The sequence below is a fragment of the Novosphingobium sp. genome (genome assembly GCF_965228995.1).
Classification (GTDB): domain Bacteria; phylum Pseudomonadota; class Alphaproteobacteria; order Sphingomonadales; family Sphingomonadaceae; genus Novosphingobium.
Map to the genome: position 1 here is coordinate 1,919,581 of NZ_OZ245852.1, position 20,339 is coordinate 1,939,919.

General features: G+C 64.1%; 15 protein-coding genes. 9 read left to right on the top strand and 6 right to left on the bottom strand.

What is annotated here, in order from left to right:
* The first annotated feature begins 4 nt into the window (after nucleotides 1-4).
* Both ACO056_RS09075 and ACO056_RS09080 read left to right on the top strand, forming a co-directional pair.
* Nucleotides 5-466 carry an Lrp/AsnC family transcriptional regulator gene (locus ACO056_RS09075; protein WP_421854925.1) on the top strand — a complete coding sequence of 154 codons (462 nt, stop codon included), beginning with the start codon at nucleotides 5-7 and terminating at the stop codon, nucleotides 464-466.
* A gap of 30 nt (nucleotides 467-496) precedes the next feature.
* Nucleotides 497-856 carry an EthD domain-containing protein gene (locus ACO056_RS09080; protein WP_421854928.1) on the top strand — a complete coding sequence of 120 codons (360 nt, stop codon included), beginning with the start codon at nucleotides 497-499 and terminating at the stop codon, nucleotides 854-856.
* Between the two features lie 112 nt (nucleotides 857-968).
* Here the strand turns inward: ACO056_RS09080 and ACO056_RS09085 are convergent, their stop codons facing one another.
* Nucleotides 969-3,368, bottom strand: a complete 2,400-nt coding sequence (locus ACO056_RS09085) for a penicillin acylase family protein (protein ID WP_421854931.1) — start codon at nucleotides 3,366-3,368, stop codon at nucleotides 969-971.
* Complete coding sequence (locus tag ACO056_RS09090; protein ID WP_421854934.1) at nucleotides 3,365-4,693, bottom strand: FAD-dependent oxidoreductase; 1,329 nt, start codon at nucleotides 4,691-4,693, stop codon at nucleotides 3,365-3,367. The genes ACO056_RS09085 and ACO056_RS09090 overlap by 4 nt, the downstream gene beginning before the upstream one ends.
* Nucleotides 4,694-4,824: 131 nt before the next feature.
* Between ACO056_RS09090 and ACO056_RS09095 the strand changes: the two genes are divergently transcribed.
* On the top strand, nucleotides 4,825-6,108 hold the full coding sequence (locus ACO056_RS09095) for an NADH:flavin oxidoreductase/NADH oxidase family protein (protein WP_421854936.1): 1,284 nt from the start codon (nucleotides 4,825-4,827) through the stop codon (nucleotides 6,106-6,108).
* Nucleotides 6,109-6,126: 18 nt separating this feature from the next.
* Here the strand turns inward: ACO056_RS09095 and ACO056_RS09100 are convergent, their stop codons facing one another.
* The 3 genes from ACO056_RS09100 to ACO056_RS09110 all read right to left on the bottom strand — a co-directional run bounded on the left by ACO056_RS09100 (nucleotide 6,127) and on the right by ACO056_RS09110 (nucleotide 9,537).
* Complete coding sequence (locus ACO056_RS09100; RefSeq protein ID WP_421854939.1) at nucleotides 6,127-7,854, bottom strand: amidohydrolase; 1,728 nt, start codon at nucleotides 7,852-7,854, stop codon at nucleotides 6,127-6,129.
* 60 nt (nucleotides 7,855-7,914) lie between these two features.
* Entirely contained in the window at nucleotides 7,915-8,916 is a 1,002-nt protein-coding gene (locus ACO056_RS09105; protein ID WP_421854942.1) for a GSU2403 family nucleotidyltransferase fold protein, read from the bottom strand.
* Between the two features lie 66 nt (nucleotides 8,917-8,982).
* Nucleotides 8,983-9,537 (bottom strand): cytochrome b, encoded by a 555-nt coding sequence (locus ACO056_RS09110; RefSeq protein ID WP_421854945.1) that lies wholly within the window; start codon nucleotides 9,535-9,537, stop codon nucleotides 8,983-8,985.
* A 98-nt stretch (nucleotides 9,538-9,635) separates the two neighbouring features.
* On the opposite strand from ACO056_RS09110, the gene ACO056_RS09115 reads away from it, so the two are divergent.
* The 6 genes from ACO056_RS09115 to ggt all read left to right on the top strand — a co-directional run bounded on the left by ACO056_RS09115 (nucleotide 9,636) and on the right by ggt (nucleotide 18,902).
* Nucleotides 9,636-11,072, top strand: coding sequence for a glycosyltransferase family 2 protein (locus tag ACO056_RS09115; protein ID WP_421854948.1), 1,437 nt, complete (start codon nucleotides 9,636-9,638; stop codon nucleotides 11,070-11,072).
* A gap of 140 nt (nucleotides 11,073-11,212) precedes the next feature.
* A complete protein-coding gene (locus ACO056_RS09120; RefSeq protein ID WP_421854951.1) occupies nucleotides 11,213-14,479 on the top strand; it encodes a hypothetical protein in 3,267 nt (1,088 codons plus the stop codon).
* Nucleotides 14,480-14,575: 96 nt separating this feature from the next.
* Nucleotides 14,576-16,315 (top strand): amidohydrolase, encoded by a 1,740-nt coding sequence (locus ACO056_RS09125; protein WP_421854954.1) that lies wholly within the window; start codon nucleotides 14,576-14,578, stop codon nucleotides 16,313-16,315.
* 8 nt (nucleotides 16,316-16,323) lie between these two features.
* On the top strand, nucleotides 16,324-16,749 hold the full coding sequence (locus ACO056_RS09130) for a PaaI family thioesterase (protein ID WP_421854957.1): 426 nt from the start codon (nucleotides 16,324-16,326) through the stop codon (nucleotides 16,747-16,749).
* A gap of 25 nt (nucleotides 16,750-16,774) precedes the next feature.
* A complete protein-coding gene (locus ACO056_RS09135) occupies nucleotides 16,775-17,176 on the top strand; it encodes an MAPEG family protein (RefSeq protein ID WP_421854960.1) in 402 nt (133 codons plus the stop codon).
* Nucleotides 17,177-17,180: 4 nt separating this feature from the next.
* Entirely contained in the window at nucleotides 17,181-18,902 is a 1,722-nt protein-coding gene (ggt, locus tag ACO056_RS09140) for a gamma-glutamyltransferase (protein WP_421854963.1), read from the top strand.
* A 132-nt stretch (nucleotides 18,903-19,034) separates the two neighbouring features.
* On the opposite strand, the gene ACO056_RS09145 is transcribed toward ggt, so the two are convergent.
* Nucleotides 19,035-20,330, bottom strand: a complete 1,296-nt coding sequence (locus ACO056_RS09145) for an O-acetylhomoserine aminocarboxypropyltransferase/cysteine synthase family protein (RefSeq protein ID WP_421854966.1) — start codon at nucleotides 20,328-20,330, stop codon at nucleotides 19,035-19,037.
* Nucleotides 20,331-20,339: the final 9 nt, after the last annotated feature.

Sequence of the window (20,339 nt, forward strand, 5' to 3'; positions counted from 1 at the left end):
CCGCATGGACAAGCTCGATCGCCAGCTGCTCGCCTTGCTCCAGGTCGATGCCTCGCGCGCGCACGCCGATCTGGCCAAGCTGGTCAATCTCTCCTCCAGCCAGGTTTCGCGCCGGATCGCGCGGCTCGAAGGCGATGGTTATATCCGCGGCACCGTCGCCCTGCTCAGCGAAGCTGCGCTAGGCCTGCAGGTGGAAGCCTATGTCGCCGTCGCCATGGCAAGTTACGCGCCCGAAGTCGTACGCGGCTTCCATGCCCGCATCTCCGCGCTCGATGAAGTGCTCGATTGCCGCGCCACCACGGGCGATTCCGATTATCTCCTGCGCATCGTCGCGCGCGATCTTGCGTCCTATTCGCGCCTGATGAACGAGCAGCTGCTCGGCCACGGAGACGTCGCCAGCGTGCGCTCCAGCGTGGTGCTGGACCGGATCAAGCACACCACCAGCCTGCCGCTGCCCCCACTCTGATTGGAGCCCCAGTACATCCGGGAGAGAACCATGATCAAGCTGACCTTCTGCCTCCACCGCCTGCCGCATCTCAGCCGCGCCGAATTTCAGGACTACTGGCTGAATACCCACGGGCCGCTTGTCGCCAGCGTGCGCGATGCGCTGAAGATCCGGCGCTATGTCCAGCTCCACTCGCTTGCTGATACGGAGGGCGCCCCCTTCGCCGTGGCCCGCGGCGCGCCCGAGCCCTTCGACGGCGTTGCGCAGCTGTGGTGGGACAGCCTTGAAGACCTCGCCAGCAGCTCGCCTGAGGCTGTCGCCGCCGGTGCGCTCCTCCTCGAAGACGAGCGCAAGTTCATCGATCTGCCCCGCTCCCCGCTCTGGCTCGGGCAGGAACACGTGATCTTCTGAAGCCCTCCGACTTACCCCACCCCCGCTCATGCTGAGCTTGTCGAAGCATCGTACCCGGCGGTCGCGCCTGCGCCCTTGGCCAAGCTCAGGGTGAGCGGGCCGACGAAGTAACCTAGGGCGCGTAGCTCAGCGTCACCGTGCTTTCCCGCCCTGCCGCAATCGCCTCTGGCGCGAGATCGATCCGCTTGAACCGGTTCTGTGCGTGCATCTGCACCTGATCGGTCAGGTGCACCGTGCCGCGCCCCGCCGGATCGATGAACTGGTTCTGCCCGCCCACTTCGGTGATCGTGTAGATCGACGGCGCGCCGGGGGTCAGCTCCATCATCCCCACCCAGCCTTCGCCGCCGTTCAGGGGGATCATCTTCGGCCCCAGACCAAGCTCGCCCCACAGCGCCTTGCCGCGTTCGTCATCGTCGGGCAGCGGCGGGCGGGCCGGGTCCTCGGCATCGTCAGTGAAGTACTTCCAGAAGATCGGCCGCTTCCATTCGGCCATCGGCGCCGCGCCGAACTGCGGCCGCAGAGCCGCAATCGTCTGCCGGATCGTCTCGGCCACCACGGCCTCGCGCGGGCGGCCCGCAAAGTAATCGAACTCCACCGGCAGCCCCGCCGCCGGGCCCTGCAGCACGCGGTAGAGCAGGGCGGTGCGGTATTTCTGGTAGCGCTTGGCGTCGATGTCCCTCCACCAATTTCCCATTACCGGGCCGAACAGCACTTTGGGCGCCGTGTCCAGCCAGGCGCGAAACAGCGTCAAGCCCGGCTTGTCATAGCGCTCGTCGCCATCCCGGTCTTCGTATCGCCCGTTCCATGCCAGCATCAGCTCCACCGCCTGGGAAACCTCCGGATCCTGCGCGCTCGCTGCCGCCGCGCGCAGGAACGGCGCAAACATGAAGGGGGGCGCATTGGCCCGGTCGCGCGCGCCAAAGCCGTTCCAGATCTGCCGGTTATAGCCCACCATGTCGACCAGCGTCACGCCATGCGAACCCGCCGCCAGCTTCGCTCCAAGCCAGGTGCGGAAGGTTGCCCCCATCCGCGCGTCATCGCCCTCGCGGCTCCACGTGGTCGCCTTGCTGTTCCACGCGTGGATCCAGCCCTGCTTGGGGTTCACCATGTGCGGCCGCTCGGCGGGGGTCAGGAAGCCCTGCCACTCGTACTCGCCGGTGCCGGGGGTGGGCAGGCGCGGATCGGTGCCGGGCGCGCGGCGCGGCAACATGCCCGTCTCCCAGAACCCGATCGCGCCGCTCTCGTCGCCGTAACAAATGCCGAAATTGATCGCGACTTTCGCCATCGCCGCATCGAACTCGGCCATCGACTGCGCGCGCTGCATATCGACGAACGCGGCCCAGTTCTCGAGCTCGTGACCGCGCATCGCGAAGCGCTGGCTATAGGCAATGCCGCTCGCACGGTCCTCGCTCACCACCGGCCCGTGCACCGTCCAGCGCAGTTCGCGCAGCACGGGCGCGGCACCTTTCACAAGGATCGTCTGCGTCTGCCGCACCATCGGCCGCCACGCGCCCTTGAACCAGTAGCGATCGGGATTCTTCGGATCGAGCTTCTCGGCAAACGTGTCGGTCGTATCGCCATGGCCGGAGGTTACCAGCCAGCCATGATGCGGCCCGCGCCCCATGATCGGCACGCCCCAGGCCGGCGTCGTGAACCCCGCGCTGTCAAACCCGCCGCCGTGGAGATGGATTTCCGGCCCGTCCGCCGTCGCTTCCATCATCATGACCCGCCCGCTTGCGGTACGTTGCGGCCCCAGCACGAGGCAGCGGCTATGGTCCTTCCCCGGCGCCGGGTTCGGCTCGGCGGCCTTGGCCAGCGGCGCCAGCGTGAGGAACGTCGCTTGCGGCATCGGCTGAGCCGGGGCGAGGTCTTCGCCGGGCGGGATCACCGTTGGTGTATCGGGATCGCTGACCGGCACCAGATCGCCAAAAAGCTGGCGCGCCTTGGCCTCGCCGTGGCGCGCGGTCATCGCCTGCAGGAACGCGAGGTTGGTCACTTCCGATCCGCCGCGTCCGCGCGGGAAGCTTGCGATCATCGCGAGGAAATCGGTCAGCACCCAGCGCTCGGGTTTCACGCCCCACCGAGTGAACTCGTAGGGGGTCTTGTGGTCTGGATCGGCCTCGATCTCGGCAATCGCGCGGTTCACCCCCGCGACATAGGCCGCGATCATCCGCTGATATTCGTCCCCCAGCGCGCCGTACATGCGCAGGAGCTCGGCCTTGTCCGGCAGCCGCTGGCGCGAGACCACGTCCGATTCCACCGCCGACGGTCCCAGCACTTCCGCCAGCCGCCCCAGCGCCCGGCGCCGCGATTGCTCCATGTCCGCCAGCCGGTCCTGCGCCTCGGCATAACCTGCGCCAAACAGCACGGCTTCCGATGTCTCGGCAAACACATGCGGCACGCCAAACGCATCGCGGTCGATCCGCACGGGGGAGGGCGCGGCGCCCTCGGCCAGCGCCACCACCGGCATCCCCGCCAGCACCAATGCAAGGATCAAGCGCCGCCTGCTCATGCCACATTCTCCAGCGCCCGCGCATGCCGGTTCAGCGCATCCCCGCCGATCCCGCGCATCCCTTGCGCGGCCAGTGCGGCGACCACCCGCGCCGGATCGAGCGCCTGCACCGACAGCCCCTCGCTGAGCGCCATGGCCGCTGCCGTGCCTGCCGCCTGTCCCATCGCCATGCATTGCGGCATCCCTCGCACGGAGGCAAAGGCGGCGGGATCGGCGCAGACCAGCCGCCCAGCAAATAGCAAGTTCGCTACCCCCTCCGGCACCATCGCGCGAAAAGGAATGGTATAGTAATCTCCAGTCGCCACGATCGCATCGTGGGTCATCTCGGCGTCGCCCCGCATCACATCGTCGATCGGATTGTCGCAGGCGACAATCCCGTCCACCGGCTTCGCGCCGCCGCGCAGATCGCGCGCCAGAATGCGGTGTACTGCCTCCAGCTTGCGTGTCTCGCGCACGCCCACCGTCGGCCCCAGCTCGCTCATCCGCGCTGCTTCGAAGCCCGGCACATGGCTGATGAGGAACCGGGCAAGCTGGTGGCACCGCCGCCGCCCTTCCTGCGTCGCCCGCGCCACGGCTTGCGGGTCGGTCCCGTCAACGCCGCGGATATGCACCGAATTGCAGAACACCATGTCGCGGTGAAAGCCCTTCATCAGATAGAGCTTGGCCAGATCGGGATGGAGCAGCCCCGCCGCGATACCCATGGCGGCCTCTTCCTCGAAGTAGGGATCGCCCCTGGCAAACACGCGGTCCCAGTCCGCGCCCACCATCGAGAACGATAGCGTAACACCCATCATGTTACCGCGCCCGTCACCCACCATGAACGGCACCCCGGCGCGCGCCGAAGTATCGCCATCGCCCGAACAGTCGATCACCATCCCGGCCTCGATCACCAGCGGACCCGTGCGGTCGGTGCAGGCCACGCGCGCGATCCGGCCCTGTTCCAGCATCGGCGCTCCCGCAAATGTTCCCAGATGCACTTCGACGCCCGCATCCTCCAGCATCTGGAACATCGCAAAAACAGCCGCTTCGTGATCATAGATCACCTCAAGCCCGAAGTTCTCCAGCGTCGAGGGCCGCACCTCGGCCATCGGCGGCTCCATCGCCAGCAGCTCGCCAGTCAGCTCGCCAAACACGCCGCCAATGCTCCGCCCGGTGGGGTAGCCGCCGCCCCAGGGCATGCCGGGGCAGAACGCCATCACCCCGCCGATCTTGCTCGTCCCTTCGATCAGCCGCACGCTGGCTCCTCGCCGCGCCGCGCCCAGCGCTGCGCCAAAACCCGCCGTGCCCCCGCCGATCACCAGCACATCAGCCCGCAGCTGCCGCACTCTCTTTCCCCCGAAACCTGAAGGCTCGCAGCAAACGCGATTTACCTCGCCCTTGCAACCGCGCGTGTCACCGGGCTTAACAGTCGGCAACAAGGGTCTTCGCCAGCAAGACCCTTCGGGAGAACCACAAGATGCCGTCCATCGCCGATCCCCTCGTCCTCCCATGCGGTGCCGTCCTGCCCAACCGGCTCGCCAAGGCCGCGATGACCGAGGGGCTCGCCGATCCGCAAGGGCGCGCTACGCCTGAACTCGCGCGGCTCTACGGCCTGTGGGCTGATGGCGGCTCGGGCCTCCTCATCACCGGCAACGTCCAGATCGACCGCGACCATCTCGAACGGCCGGGCAACGTCATCATCCATGGCCCGCAGGATGAAGCCGCACGCGCGGGCCTAGCTGCCATGGCAAGCGCCGGTACCCGCGCTGGCGGCCATATCTGGATGCAGATCAGCCATGCCGGCCGCCAGACGCAGATCACCGTCAACCCGCATCCCAAGGCGCCCTCCGCCGTCGCCGTGGGCCTTCCCGGCAAGCAGTTCGGCCTGCCCGAAGCGCTGACCGAGATTGAAATCCTCGATCTCGTCGAACGCTTCGGCCACGCCGCCGAAGTCGCCAAGGCCACCGGCTATACCGGGGTCCAGATCCACGCCGCACATGGCTACCTCCTCTCGCAGTTCCTCAGCCCGCGCGCCAACTTGCGCAGCGATCAGTGGGGCGGCACGCTCGAAAACCGCGCGCGCATGCTGATGGCCGTCGTCGCCCGTGTCCGCGCCGGGGTCGGGCCGGAGTTTCCCATCGGCGTGAAGCTCAATTCGGCCGATTTCCAGAAAGGCGGCTTCGCTTTCGAAGACAGCATGATCGTTGCCCGATGGCTGCAGGACGCCGGCGTCGATCTCCTCGAAATCTCAGGCGGTTCCTACGAACAGCCCGCGATGATGGACATTCAGGGCATGGAAGCGCCGGACGCGCCCCCGCAAAAGGCCTCAACCGCCGCGCGTGAGGCCTACTTCGTCGATTTCGCCAAGACGATGCGCGCCTCGCTCACCATGCCGCTCATGGTCACCGGGGGCTTTCGCACCCGCCGCGCGATGAACACCGCTCTTGAGACAGGCGGGGCAGACGTCATCGGCCTCGGCCGCCCGCTCTGCGTCGATACCGCGGGCCCCGCCAAGCTGCTGGCAGGCGCGGAGGAGCTCGACCGCTGGGAAACCAAGCTCAAGCTCCTGCCGCCGTGGCTCTCGTTCCTCGGCAACCTCAAGATGATGCGCGCCGTCGAAGGCTTCGCCGTCACCTATTGGTACTACGCGCAGATCGATTCCATCGCCCGCACCGGCCGCGCCAATATCGGCATCGCGCCTTTCTCGGCGCTGCTTTCGATCCAGAAGGCCGGCAAGGCGTGGCTCAAGGCACGAAGGTAAGGGGGGAAGTGAGGGGGCTCACTTCCTCGTAAACACCACCTTCCCGCCAAACAGCGTCATCATGCAGCGCATGTCCTTGAGGTCGGCTGTCGCCACGGCATAGGGATTGCGGTCCCAGATCGCCACGTCCGCCAGCTTGCCCACTTCGAGCGAGCCCGTCTGCTTCTCGAGGAACAGCTGCCGCGCGGCCCAGATCGTGTGGCTTTTCATCGCGATGTGGATGTCCACCGCTTCGGCCGTCCCGAACGGCACCTTGCCGAAGCGGTCGCCATCGGGTTCGCGCGCCACCGAGGACCACAGGCCATAGCGCGGCGCATAAGGCGTCACCGGGTAGTCCGATCCGTCGCTGTAGATAATGCCGCGCTTCACATAAGTCGCGTAGGGCATCATGTGCACGCTGCGCTCAGGTCCCCATCCTGCCGCCAGCGCATCGCCGAGAAACCAGAGGAACTCCGCCTGCGCTTCGGGATAGCCGGAATCGTACTTCTTCTGCATGTCTGCCATCACGTCGATGGCATGTTCCGTGGGCAGGTTGGCGTGTATCAGGCTGTGGCGAAGGCCCTGCTTTGGCCACTTCTTCAGCGCTGCGGCATAGGCATCGACCACCGTGTCGATCGCCCGGTCGCCGATCGCGTGCGTGCCGATCGGCATGCCTTCGCTGGTGAACAAGTCCACCATCTCGCGGTAGACCTCGGGCGCCATTTGCGGCAGCCCGGTGCCCGGATTGGCATGTGCCGCATCCGCCTCGAACGGCTTGTAGACCCACGCCGTGCGCCCTGCGCCCGATCCATCAAGGAAGATCTTCACCCCGCACACATCGAGATTGCTGCCAGGCATCTTCGCCAGCTCGCGCTTGCGCTGGCGATAATCGTCCACCGCCGCGCGCGCCGCCGTCATGTCGGTCTGCGCAAAGGTCAGCGTGCAGACATGCATGGTAAGCGGCGCCTGCTTCGCCGCGGCGGCATAGACGTCCCACTGCAAGCGCCCGGTGCGCGGGTCCTTGAACCCCGTCAGCCCTTCGGACAGCGCGCCCTCGATGACATGCGTGAGCCCCTTGGCCCGCGTCGCCGCATCCACTGGCGGCACCAGCTTGTCGAGCACGTCCTGCGCGCTGTCATAGATGACGCCGGTCAGCGCCCCGCTCGCATCCTTGTCAAAGCGCCCGCCCGCCGGATCGGGCGTCTTTGCGTCGACCCCCGCCAGCGAAAGCACCGCGCTGTTGACCAGCGTATAGTGCCCGGTGGTGTTACCCAGCGCGACCGGATGCCCGCCCGATACCGCATCGAGTTCAGCAAGGCTCGGCGGGTGGTGCTCGGCAATGCGGCTCTCGTTCCAGCCCGAACCCGTGAGCCACGCGCCCGCCGGCAGCTCCGCCGCGCGCGCCTTCACCCGCGCGAGGAAGTCGGCAACGCTCGAAGCCTCGCCCAGCTGGAGATTGGCAACCTCGTCGATCCCGCCTTCGAGGGCATGGGCATGGGCATCGATCATCCCCGGCGTCGCGGTCCGGCCCGCAAGGTTGATCACCTTGGTGCGCTTGCCGATATAGGCCGCAATCGCCTTGTCGCTCCCCAGCGCGACAATCCGGCCGCTGCGGATCGCCATGGCCTGGACCACGCGGTCCTTCGCATCCACCGTCAGGATCGTGCCATGATGCAGCACTGTATCGGCGGGAACCGTCTTGGCCCCGGCCGCCCCCGCCGCCAGAACCAGCGCCAGCGCGCCCGAAACAGCCAGTTTCCGCATCATAATCCCCCTCTGCCGCCCAATGTGCCAAGGGGTACGCCCGCGCCCGGTGCTGTCAAGCGCCTACCACGCCGCTGGTCTGTCCCGAGCGCCGAGTTCCTGCCATTCGCGAAAATGCGGCCGCAGTTCTGCAGGCAATTCGGCAATGAAGTCATCGCCCAGCCGATAGTGCGGCATCGCTGCCGCAACTGCGTCAAGCAGTGCAAGGCCCTGCTTGCGGTCCTTGGGGCGCTTCAGGGGATTACGCTTGGCCTGCGCCGCCATCCACAGCTTGTGCAGCGCGAACCAGCGCGGATCGGGGGCGACGATGCGGGCAGGGGAGCCATCGCGGCAACCGATGACCTGATCGACCGGGCGGCCCAGCAGGAGCCATTCCTGCTCGGGCAACGGCACCGGGCGCGGCTGGTCCCTGATCCCCAGAGTACCCGCACGTGATGGCGCGACCAGCAGTTCCACCTCGTAGGCCTTGGCGTTGCGCGCCTGAAAATCGCGCTCGCTGTTGATCGTGAAAGTCGGGTCGACCTCCTTGAGCATGTCCCAAACGCGCCGCTCGGCTTCGTCCGGCACCTGCGCGACCCACGCAAGGTCAAAATCCTCGGTCTCGTCCGGCAGGATAATCGCTGCGCCGGCCTCGGCCATATAGGCAGCGATGGCATTGGTGCCGACAACCAGAAGGTGTGAACCCAGCAGGCGGCGGCGGTCGCATTCGCGCAGTATGGGACCAGCCTCGCTCGAAAGCATGGGGAGCCGCAGCGCGCGGTAGAGCGCGGCGCTTTCGGCCAGGGCCGGGCGCAGCGCCTTGATTTGCGCCTTCAGGGCATCCTTGCGTGCATGGTAGTCCTCGAAACGCGCCAGCTGCTCCGCGTCCATCCGGCCAAGGCTCTTGCCGTTGCCGGATCGGCCGTGGATTTCATAGAGATAGACCGCGCCCGAGACGGACTTTCGCCGCAGGTCGTAGGGCATGGCAGCAAGCTCTTGCTCGGCTGCCATCCACACTTCGTAGCGCTGGCGCAGATTGACCAGCAGCCGCGATTGCTCGTCGGTAAAGAGGCGGATCGGATTCATTCACGCATTTTATCCCACAATATCCAAAAATACAAATATGTGGGATAAATGTCGCAAATCAGCCCCTTACGGCATCATCCGCTGCAATTCCTTCTCGCCGTCGATCCACTGGTGCTTGAAGGCACCGATCACGTGCGCGGCAAACAGCGCCCACAATGCATAGCCCAGCACTTCGTGCGCCGCGCCAAAGCCGTCGTGCACGCTTTTCTTGGTCGCTGCGTCCAGACCCATCACCATGCTGATACGCGGCCATTCGAACAGGCCGAACCAGTGCATCGGATGGGTCGCCGCATCCTTGTACGCCGAATCCATGATCCAGCCCGTCAGCGGCATCGCGAAGATGAAGGCATAGAGCGCCCAGTGCGCCGCATGGCTCGCTTTAACTTCCCACGGCTTGTAGCTGGCGGGAAGGGCAGGGGGGGTGTGCGTCAGCCGCCACAGCAGCCGCATTGCAGCAAGCCCCAGCACTGTCACGCCAATGGATTTGTGCACGTCGATCAGCGGCCGCACGTTCGCGTCACCCGCCGCGTCCCAGATATTGGGCAGCAGCAGGTTCACGAACACGCCGAGCGCGATGATCCAGTGAAACGCTATCGCTACGCCGTTGTATTTCTTGACCATGATATCCTCTGCTCCGCCACGACCATTGCCGATTGTTCACGTATCTGCCCCTCTTACGCAATAGCCGGTTCAGGTTGGCAAGGCTATGGCCCGCCCCCATGCCATCTCTCAACGCTGTTCTCCTCGCCGAGTCCCCGCGCTTCACGCCGCGTCCGATCCCGCTCGCCAGCCGCCTGATCGGGATCGCCGCGCCGCTGCTGTTCGTGGCGCTCACCGCGCAGGCATTCTTTCGGCAGGGCCTCGGCATGTGGTCGGTTGGCGTGGCCTATATCCTTTACGATACGATGCTGCTGCTGTTCACCGCATGGCAGATCCGCCAGCTGGTCGCCGATGGCAGCCGCCCGCTGCCCCACACTGCCGATGCGCCCACCCTGGGCGTCATTGTTGCTGCACACAACGAAGCCAGCGTCATCCGCCTCACGATCAACCGCCTGCTTGCGCAGGCCCAGCCGCCCGAAGCGATCCTTATCGCCGACGACGGCTCGACCGATGCCACGCCGGCCGCGATGCTCGAAGCCTACGGCCTCGCCGCGCCCTGCGTCGGCGGCATGGCTGAGACCGTGATCGGCGCGACCCGCCTGCAATGGCTGCGCCTGCCCCACGGCGGCAAGGCCCGCGCCTTGAACCAGGCGTTGCAGCACGCGCCTACTGATGTCGTGCTCACCGTCGATGCCGATACCCTGCTCGAGCCCGGCGCAATTGCTGCGATGCGCACCGCTTTCCTGCGCGATCCCTCGCTCGTCGCTGCCACCGGCGTGCTTCAGCCGATCTGCGGGCCGTCGCTTTCGGGCCGCCTGTTCGAATGGTTCCAGTCCTACGAATATGTGCGCAATTTTCTCTCACGCCACGCGTGGATGCAATTGAACGGCCTGCTGCTGATCTCGGGCGCCTTCGCTGCCTTCCGGCGCGAGGCGGTGCTCAGCGTCGGCGGGTTCGATCCCGATTGCATGGTGGAGGATTATGAACTCATCCACCGCCTCCACCGCCATTCCAATGATCACGCCCTTGGCTGGCATGTCAGCGTCGTCGGCGGCGCGCTCGCCCGCACCGATGCTCCGGCCAGCATCCGCGGCTTCCTCAAGCAGCGCCAGCGCTGGTTCGGCGGTTTCCTGCAGACGCAGTACTGGAACCGCGACATGGTCGGCAACAGCCGCTACGGCCTTGTCGGCACCCGCATGCTCCCGGTGAAAGCGCTCGATACGCTCCAGCCGATCTACGGCCTCGCCGCGTTTGCGATCCTCATTTTCCTCGTCGCGACGGGCCGGTTCTATCTCGCCTTCCCGATCCTCCTTGTGATGATCGCCAAGATCGTGATCGACCTGACCTTCCACCTCTGGTCGCTTGGCATCTACAAGCGCTGGACCGGCCAACGCGAAGGCCTGCGCTTCTTCCCCGCGCTGATCGCCGCGCTCGCCGAACCCTTCACATTCCAGCTCCTGCGCCACACCGGCGCCGCGCTCGGCTGGTACGCCTTCCTCACCGGCAGCCAGACCTGGACCCGCGCCACCAGAAGCGCGCTGGAGCATCAGGCCTGAAGCGGGCAGAAGCGACCGCCCAACCCATCGCTCGTATCGCGCCGCCAAAGTAAATTATATCCAATCTGGATAGACTGCTTGTAAACTTTAAATCTTGTTGTCAGCCTAGCGGGATTTAGTCATCAGAATCGAGTTCCCCGATGCGGTGGATCACGGTAGACGATCTTCTTCAGGCAATGAAAGCCGGCGGCCGATTTGATGGGCCGGCGTTCGTAAGAGCAAAAGGCGTGCAGGATAGGCAAAGTCTGCCGCCATGGATTTGTGCTTTTCAGCCACCAATTCAACGCACTGACCTCGATAGCGAGGTTGACGATACAGAGACTGCGTCTTCCAGCTCTTCACGGCAGCCCGTTAGCGTAAGCAGATTCGAGCGGCATTCGAATGCCGCTCTCAATCGTGCGAACCAGCCTTGGCATTCGTCCGATGACAGCTGGCCGAAAGTAAGCCGAGCGGTGCTTCTCACGGCTCTGGCGCAAGCTATGGACATTCTCAAGATCGGCGGGAGGCGTGCTCACAGCGAGGTCGAACTGCTGAACATGCGGACAGGCCTGCAGCTCTACGGCGTTGAAATCGTGCCGTACGACCCCCAGACCACTGAAGAGATCGAGATAGTGCCGCTCGATCTTGTGAATTGCGATTTTCCTTTCTCGCTCCGGTTGATCGCATGTGTGGTTCGTGTTCCGCTGGCGCTCAGCAATCTCAACCTTGTCACGCTCGATTTGTCGGGCTCCGCGCTGGTCGGCGTGGATGCCAGCTGGTTGCGCGCGAAGGGTAGCGTGCGCCTGCGCCGGTGTTTCTCCTCGGCGCCGGTCGATTTTGCCGGAGCCCAGATCCACGGATATTTTGACGGTACAGATATGCTGCTGCAGCCATTTGGCACCTTGCCCGTCGGACAGGCGGTCGATGGGGATCGAGGCATGTTGAACCTCAATCAGGCCAGCATTGATAATGAGGTGAGGTTGAGCCGCGCTGTAATCTGGGGCGGCCTTTCGATGCGAGGCTTGAAGACCCAGCGATCCATCTTCATGAATGAGGCGCATCTCGTGTCGCCACTAGGGGTGCTCGAAGCTATTTTGCTTGAGCAGGCCCAGGATATCGGCACCTTGCAAAACAGGCCGGTTGGGCAAACTCATCCGGTTCGTCCAAACAAGCCCGGCTACCGGGAGTTGTGCCAGGTTTTGTCGGATCGAGCCCAGGGTCATAAGTTTAGAACATTTATCGGCGGTGGTCATCAACTTTGGCAACGCAGTTGTCTCGATACCCTGCTTCGAGATGGCATGAAGGTGCGCACCAGTGCCCTTCGGGCAGACGGCGTTACCGTCTCTGGCAGTATCTTTGCTCGAAACATATATTGCGTCGGCAGATTCAGGACAAAATACTCGAGAATTTCTGGCAGTCTGTCACTTGAAGGTGCGTCGCTAAGTTCGGCTGAATCTCAAAGAGATAACTTTGATCGTTGTCGCAATGAAGATGATCCCAAATTAAAGAAAATATGGGAATATAGATTAGAAAATTATTACGCAATCGTTAACTCAGAGGACATCCGTAACGATGAAGTTGCGATAGGTTCAGATGATTTTGCTTTGGACCTGCGTGAATCCCATATCGGCGGTGCGCTACGCATCGGTACATCCCCAGAGAAGCGGGTTGGGGCATCTGGTGGATCGACGCATGTTGATGGAATCATCAATCTGAGCGGGACAGCGGTCGAAGGGGAAATATTTTTCAATCTCACCGAATTTAAGTGGACGTGCCGACTGCGCGAGCAAATTTACGAGTCTCATGGAAAATCCTATCTCGATGCCCGCAAAAAATGTGATGAAGATAGGGATGAACGTGTAGCTAATGGCGAGATTTACGCGGTGAAAGCGCTTGGCGTAAAGGTCGGTGGTGGAGTATATTTTCTGGGTTGCCGCGGCATAAATGGCTTGGACTTTGAGAACTCCTCCATAGAGGGAGATTTTGCGCTGTTCGATCAAATATGGCGCAAGGAAAATGAAACAATCCAAGTTAAAGATTACGCAATCGGCTTAGCTGGACGCATATCTCTGATCGGTGCGCAAATATCCGGTGATTGCAAACTGATCTTTAATCCAAGAAGGGGGCCGCGAATCAAGGCGCAACGTCTGGAAGTTGCCGGCGCCCTGATGATAATTCCACCCACCGTCGCCGATGGCACCTTTACCTTGCGTGAGGCGGACTACACAAACCAGAAGGAAAGCGCACGCCGCGAACGCCTTGTCTGGCGCAAGGCAGCCGCTGAGGGGCCCGAGGCCTACCTGAAATTTGAGATGGACAAGCGATCCAGGCCGATCATCGATCTCAGAAATGCGCGCGCCAATCTCCTCCATCACCCGCCGCCAGCGTGGCCGCGTGTCGGGGGCCTCAGGCTGATGGGACTGCGCTACGAACGGACCCTCGAATACGGGCCCCTTTGTCCCCACCCATTCCCGGCCGCTGAGTCCGACCCACCATTTTCGCTCAGGTTCATCATGCTGGTCCTGGCGGTCTGCGATTGCCCGATGGCGTGGGCGCTTTTCGCCGTGAACGGACTATCTAATCGTCTCGGCTTCTGGAATATCTTCGCCCTCGCCCTTATTTTGAATGTGCTCATCGTCTACAAAACCATTATTCAGTACATGAAGCCTTCGGTTGGGACTAACAAGCCAATGGCAATTCAATGGCTGGAACTGCAAGATGTTAAACGAAATGCCTACAAGACGGGCCAGAGTCTGAAGTCATATTGGCTGCAGTTCTTGTCTTTCCTGTCGATGCGATCTAAAAAATATCCGGTTCTGGGTAACACCTATCACTCACTTGATCCCTATGCTGTCGCGGCGAAGGCACTGCGCGAGGAGGGAAGGTGGGTGTCCGCCAATATCGTCGAACATCAGCGCATCGTGGTGCGCGATTGGCAACTGTCTTGGCGCAGGAGCTTTTTTCAGAAGGTCTTCTCGAACCTGCTGAATATCACTAGCCAGTACGGGTTCGATCTCAACCGCCCCTTCATCGTCGTTGGCTTGCTGATCATCGTGGCCGCCATGACCGCCCATTCAGCGAACCACGACGATGCGATCCTGTCCAAGACGTATTGCGTCGCAGTTGCGCAGCCGCAAGCTGGAACTAGGTCCGTTGCGGTCCATTGTGATGACCAATCCGCCACGGTCAACGCGGACTTCACGCCGATCCTCTACGCGCTTGAACAGGTCGTGCCCGGGTTGGGGCTGGGCCAGGACGGCAACTGGGAATTGGACAGGACGAAATCGCCCTTTGTCTCACCCTATTCCGTTCTGACGTACGAGCGTTTGTTCGCGATCTTTCATATGCTGGGCTTGTCAATGACCGGGCTTCTCTTGATAGCCTTATCGACACGGCTGGGGCTGTCGATCAACAGCTACAAGGAGTAGCGCCCCTCGCAGCGCGGCAGGACATCGGGCGTGATCCCCCTTGCCAGTGCCGCCTCAAGCCCGCACGATGGGCGGGCTTATCGGGGAGGGCAATCCATGGCATCACTGGCAATCACGCGGCGCGGCTTTATTGGTTCCGGCGGTGCGCTCACGCTGGCCGGCATCTCGCCCCGCGCGTGGGCGGCGATCATCGATCCTGCCCCCACGCGCATCTACAAGGGCGCGCGGATTCACACGCTCGATCCGGCGGTTCCTTTCGCCGATGCCATTGCCATTTCAGGCAGCCGCATCGTTGGCGTCGGCACCTGGGACGAGCTCAAGTCGCTTGCCACATCCCGCACCGAAGTGATTGATCTTGCCGGGCAGGCCGTGGTCCCCGGCTTCAACGATGCGCACCTCCATGCGGTTGGCGAAAGCCTGCTTGGCGATGTCCTCGTCGGCAATCCGTTCGAGGTCGAGTTCTTCACCATCGAGCGGATCGTCACGCTGATGCGTGACCGCGCCCAGCAAACCCCGCCGGGCCGTCTCGTGCGCGGCGAGTTCTATGACGATACCAAGATCAAGGACGGCCGCCCGCTCGTCATGGCCGATCTGGACCGCGTCTCCGCCACGCACCCGGTCATCGTCACCCACCGCGGCGGACATACTGCGGTCGTCAACAGCTTCGCGCTCAAGAACGCCGGGATCACTCGCGACACGCCCAATCCCTTCGGCGGCACTTATGACCGCGATGCCAATGGCAATCTCACCGGCCGCATCACCGATGCCGCGCTCGATGTCGTGCGCGATGCTGCGAAGGAGCCCGATCTCTCCCCTGAACAGCTGCGCGCCCGCGCCGTTGCGGGGCAGGCGAAGATCAGCTCCGAATTCGTCCGCTACGGTCTCACCAGTGTCTGCCACACTGCGCCGGGCCTTGTCGCCGCAAGCACCGGGCTGGCGGACGATTTCGCGGCGATCCAGCAGATCCGCCGCGAAGGCCGCCTGCTTCACCGCGTCACCTATGAAACCTCGGGCGCAATGCTCGACGCGCTCATTGCCAACGGCGTGCGCAGCGGCTTCGGCGATGAATGGATCCGCTTCGGTGCAACGGCAGAGCAGACCGCCGACGGTTCGTTCTCGGAACGCACCATGTCTCGCGCCACGCCCTACCCGGGCCGCACGCCGCCCTATTATGGCAACCTCACGCTGACGCAGGCCGATATCGATGCGCGGGTCGAGAAGCAGTTCCGCGCCGGCATCCAACCCAATTTCCACGCCAACGGCGATGTCGCCATCGCCATGGTGCTCAATGCCTACGAACGGGGCGTGAAGCTGCTCGGGCCTGCCGACCGCCGCCCCAAGATCACCCACTGCACCAACGTCTCTCCCGAGCTTGTCGCGCGGATCAAGGCGCTCGGCGTCGTCCCCGCACTGTTCACCAGCTATGCCTACTACAATGCGGACAAGTTCCATTTCTACGGCGCGGAGATGATGGAACACATGATGGCCTACCGCATGATGATCGATGCGGGCGTTCCCGTCTGCGCCGGCTCCGATTTCCCGCCCGGCCCCTTCGCGCCGCTGATGGGCCTGCAAGGCATGGTCACGCGCAAGGGCTGGAATGGTGAGGTCTGGGGGCCCAGCCAGAAGATCACCGTGATGGAGGGCCTGAAGGTCCTCTCCAGCAACGGCGCCCACGCCTCGTTCGAGGAAGACCTCAAGGGCACGCTCAGCCCCGGCAAGCTGGCGGACATGGTGATCCTCGATGGCGATCCCGCCAGCGTGGACCCCGAAAAGATAAAGGACATCCGCGTCCAGCAAACCCTCGTCGGCGGCGAAGTTCGCTACAAGGCATGAGCAGCACCATGACCTACCGCGTCGAATTCGTCGAACGCACCGGCCTCCAGCTCCTCGAATCCGGCCGTGGCCACGCGCGCTACCGCATTCCCCTCGCGGGCAACGAGAACCACGTCGGCGTCCTGTACATGGGCGCCTTCACGGTGCTGGCCGAAGCGACCGCCGCGATCCCCGGCATCTCGATCCTCGATACCGCGCGCTTCTATCCGATCATCAAGGATATCGCGGTCTCGTTCCACAAGATGGCCGCGACCGACGTCTTCGCCGAATTTGCCCTCGACGAACCCGCGCTCGCAGGCCTCCTCGCCGATCTCGAACGCAAGGGCAGCGCGGGCTACCTCGCCGAATTTCCCATGCTTGATGCAGACGGCGTCACCGTCGCCACGGGCAAGGTTACCGTAAAGCTCCTCTCGCACGGCTGGACCAAGGCCTGACCTGCACAGCCACAAGGAACACCTGATGATCATCCTGCCCGTTACTGCCTTTGTCACCGCCGTTTGCGCGATCATGCTGCTGATCACCGCGTTCGATACCGTGCGCCAGCGCATGCGGCTCGGCGCCGCGTTCGGGGACAAGGGCGATGCCAAGCTGATCAGTGCCAGCCGCTCGCACGCCAATCTGGCAGAGCATGCGCCGATCGTCATCCTCATGCTCGGCGTGCTCGAACTGGCGCACGCCTCGCCGCTCGGGCTCAAGGTCGTGGCAGGGCTGTTCCTCGCCGCGCGCGCCGCGCATATTGTCGGCCTCTACGCGCCGGTCGATACCAAGCCGCCGCTGCCGCGCTCGCTGGGTGTGATCGGCACGTGGCTTACGATGCTGGTGCTCGCCGGCTGGTGCCTGCTGCTGGTAGCGCAGGCCTGATCCGATGACCTTCCGCCCCAGCCTTCGTCTTCTCGCCAGCACCGCGCTGCTCGCGCTGATGCCGCTTGCCAGCCGCGCCGATCCCGTGCCCTTCGATGCCGTGCGGGGGGATAGGGCAGGGGGGTGGACCGCGCAGAGCCGCTCCGAAGTCATGGCGATGAACGGTATGGTCGCCACCAGCCAGCCGCTGGCCGCCGAGGCCGGGCTTGAAGTGCTCCACGCCGGGGGCAATGCCTTCGATGCCGCCATCGCCACCGCCGCCGCGATCAATGTGGTGGAACCGGAAGCCACCGGCATCGGCGGCGACATGTTCGTCATCGCGTGGGTCGCCAAGGAAAAGCGCCTCGTCGCGCTCGATGCCGCGGGCCGCGCGCCCAGCGGCGCCAGTCTCGAACGCTATCGTAAGATGTTCGGCGCAGCGATGCCCGAGGAAGGTATCCACGCCGCGCTCGTCCCCGGTGCGGTCGATGGCTGGTCGGTGCTGCTGGGCCGCTACGGCAAGCTCGGCCTTGCAGGCGCGCTCCAGCCCGCCATCCGCATTGCCGAACAAGGCTTCCCGCTCACCGAACGCATCGGCGGCGAATGGCAGGACAGCGCCAGGCTGCTCGCCAAGGACCCGGATTCCGCCAAGACCTACATGCCCGGCGGCAAGTCGCTGGGCTGGGGGGACATTTTCCGCAATCCCGATCTCGCCAAGGCCTTCCGCCTGATCGCGAGCGGCGGGCGCGACGCGTTCTACAAGGGACCCATAGCCGAAGCGATTGTCGCCAAATCCCAAAGCCTTGGCGGTGGTTTTTCGCTCAAGGACTTCGATACGATCCACGCCCGCTGGGTCGAACCGATCAGCACCAGCTTCAAAGGCTATACCATCCACGAAATGCCGCCGAGCACGCAGGGCTTTGCCGTGCTCGAAATCATGAACATGCTCGAAGTCTGCCCTGCGAAGCTCGGCCTCGATCCCGCCAAACTCGGCCCCCGCTCGGCCGATTACTGGCACCTCATGGTCGAGGCCAAGAAGCTCGCCTACGCCGATCTCACGCGCTTCAACGGCGATCCCGATTATTCCGCCGTCCCCGTCGCCCGCCTCACCTCGAAGGATTATGCGGCCGAACAATGCGGCCGGATCGACATGAAGAAGGCCGCCGCCATCGGCCCCGATGCTCCCGCGCTCGGCGGCACTGCCTATATCACCACGGCGGACAGTGAAGGGAACGTCGTCTCGCTGATCTATTCGGTCTACGATTTCTTCGGCTCGGGCGTGACCGTGCCCGGCTACGGCTTCGTGCTCAGCAACCGCGGCAATGCCTTCTCGCTCGATCCCGCCAGCCCCAACGCCATCGCGCCGGGCAAGCGCCCGTTCTACACGATCATTCCCGGCTTCGTGACGAAGGACGGCAAGCCTTTCTATTCCTTCGGCGTCATGCAGGGCGGCCAGCAGGCGCAGGGGCAAGCCCAGGTCCTCGCCAACCTCCTTGCCTTCGGCGCCAACGTCCAGAGCGCGAGCGACGCCGCCCGCTTCAACCACAGCCAGCAGTCGAACGTGCTGCGCCTCGAAAGCGGGCTCTACGATCTCGTTGGCGCCGATCTCGCCGCACGCGGCCACAAGGTCCTGCGCGCCGACGGTTCGGAAATGGGCGGCTATCAGGGCATCATGATCGATCCGAAAACCGGCGCGTACCGCGCCGGCTCGGACCACCGCAAGGACGGCATGGCGGTGGGGTACTAGCCTCTCGGCCCCATCCGCTCACCCCACCCCCGCTCATGCTGAGCTTGTCGAAGCATCTGACGCGACGGACGCGCCAGCACCCTTCGACAGGCTCAGGGTGAGCGGAGTATGGTGTGGTTTAGGCGGGACCGGTCAAGCCGCGTCCAGCGCCGCGCCCAGATCGGCCAGGATGTCGTCGATATGCTCGATCCCGATCGAGAGCCGCACATAGCCCGGCGTCACCCCGCTCGCCGCCTGCTCGTCCACCGAAAGCTGCGAATGCGTGGTCGAAGCCGGATGGATCGCAAGGCTGCGCGCATCGCCGATATTCGCCACGTGGTAGAACAATTGCAGCGCATCGATGAACCGCTTGCCCGTGTCAGCCCCGTCCTTCAGCTCGAAGCCGACCAGCCCGCCCTGGCCGCGCGTGAGGTACTTCGCCGCAAGGTCAGCAGCGCGGCCCGTCGCCACCGAGGGATGGATCACCGAAGCAACCTTGGGATGGCCCTTGAGGAAGGCCGCCACCTTCACCGCATTCTCGCAGTGCCGCTCGAGCCGCAGCGGCATCGTCTCCAGCCCCTGGATCAGCTGGAACGCGCTCATCGGTGAAAGCGCCGCGCCGATATCGCGCAGCAGGATCACCCGCGCGCGGATGATGTAGGCAATCGGCCCCAGCGGCTTGATGTCGCGCGCCCAGACCGCGCCGTGATAGCTGGCATCGGGCGTATTGAGGTGCGGCTGGCGCTCGGGAAAGGCTTCCCAATCGAAGTTGCCACCGTCGATGATCAGCCCGCCGATCGAAGTGCCGTGCCCGCCGATGTACTTGGTCGCGGAATAGACCACCACTGCCGCGCCATGCTCAAAGGGCCTGATCAGCAGCGGCGCTGCGGTGTTGTCCATGATCAGCGGAATGCCATATTCGCGCCCGATCGCGGCGACTTCGGCGATGGGGAACACTTCCAGCTTAGGATTGGGCAGCGATTCCGCATAATAGGCGCGCGTCTTGTCATCGGTCGCGCGGCGGAAGCCTTCCACGTCCGCCGGATCGACAAACCGCGTCTCGATGCCGAGATCGCGCAGCGTATTCGCCAGCAGGTTCCACGTGCCCCCGTAAAGGTTGGTCGAGGCAACGATATTGTCGCCCGCCTTGGCGAGGTTGAGGATCGCGAGCGTCGTGGCCGACTGGCCCGACGAAACCGCCAGCGCCGCTACGCCGCCTTCGATGGCGGCCATGCGCTGCTCCAGCACATCGGTCGTCGGATTGCCGAGGCGGGTGTAGATGTTGCCCAGTTCCTTGAGCGCGAAGAGGTTCGCGGCATGCTCGGTCGAATGGAACTGGTACGAGGTCGTCTGGTGGATCGGCACCGCGACCGAACCCGTCGTCGGATCGGCGCGCCAGCCGGCGTGGAGGGCAAGGGTTTCGGGCTTGGCTTTGGAAAGGTCGGTCATCGCGGGCAT

Bases quoted from the DNA above. Each gene is read 5' to 3' on its own strand.
- ACO056_RS09105 (WP_421854942.1), bottom strand. From the start codon at position 8,916: ATGAATCCGATCCGCCTCTTTACCGACGAGCAATCGCGGCTGCTGGTC.
- ACO056_RS09110 (WP_421854945.1), bottom strand. From the start codon at position 9,537: ATGGTCAAGAAATACAACGGCGTAGCGATAGCGTTTCACTGGATCATC.
- ACO056_RS09145 (WP_421854966.1), bottom strand. From the start codon at position 20,330: ATGACCGACCTTTCCAAAGCCAAGCCCGAAACCCTTGCCCTCCACGCC.
- ACO056_RS09095 (WP_421854936.1), top strand. From the start codon at position 4,825: ATGCCGTCCATCGCCGATCCCCTCGTCCTCCCATGCGGTGCCGTCCTG.
- ACO056_RS09115 (WP_421854948.1), top strand. From the start codon at position 9,636: ATGCCATCTCTCAACGCTGTTCTCCTCGCCGAGTCCCCGCGCTTCACG.
- ACO056_RS09085 (WP_421854931.1), bottom strand. From the start codon at position 3,368: ATGAGCAGGCGGCGCTTGATCCTTGCATTGGTGCTGGCGGGGATGCCG.
- ggt (WP_421854963.1), top strand. From the start codon at position 17,181: ATGACCTTCCGCCCCAGCCTTCGTCTTCTCGCCAGCACCGCGCTGCTC.
- ACO056_RS09100 (WP_421854939.1), bottom strand. From the start codon at position 7,854: ATGATGCGGAAACTGGCTGTTTCGGGCGCGCTGGCGCTGGTTCTGGCG.
- ACO056_RS09075 (WP_421854925.1), top strand. From the start codon at position 5: ATGGACAAGCTCGATCGCCAGCTGCTCGCCTTGCTCCAGGTCGATGCC.
- ACO056_RS09135 (WP_421854960.1), top strand. From the start codon at position 16,775: ATGATCATCCTGCCCGTTACTGCCTTTGTCACCGCCGTTTGCGCGATC.
- ACO056_RS09125 (WP_421854954.1), top strand. From the start codon at position 14,576: ATGGCATCACTGGCAATCACGCGGCGCGGCTTTATTGGTTCCGGCGGT.
- ACO056_RS09120 (WP_421854951.1), top strand. From the start codon at position 11,213: ATGCGGTGGATCACGGTAGACGATCTTCTTCAGGCAATGAAAGCCGGC.
- ACO056_RS09130 (WP_421854957.1), top strand. From the start codon at position 16,324: ATGACCTACCGCGTCGAATTCGTCGAACGCACCGGCCTCCAGCTCCTC.
- ACO056_RS09080 (WP_421854928.1), top strand. From the start codon at position 497: ATGATCAAGCTGACCTTCTGCCTCCACCGCCTGCCGCATCTCAGCCGC.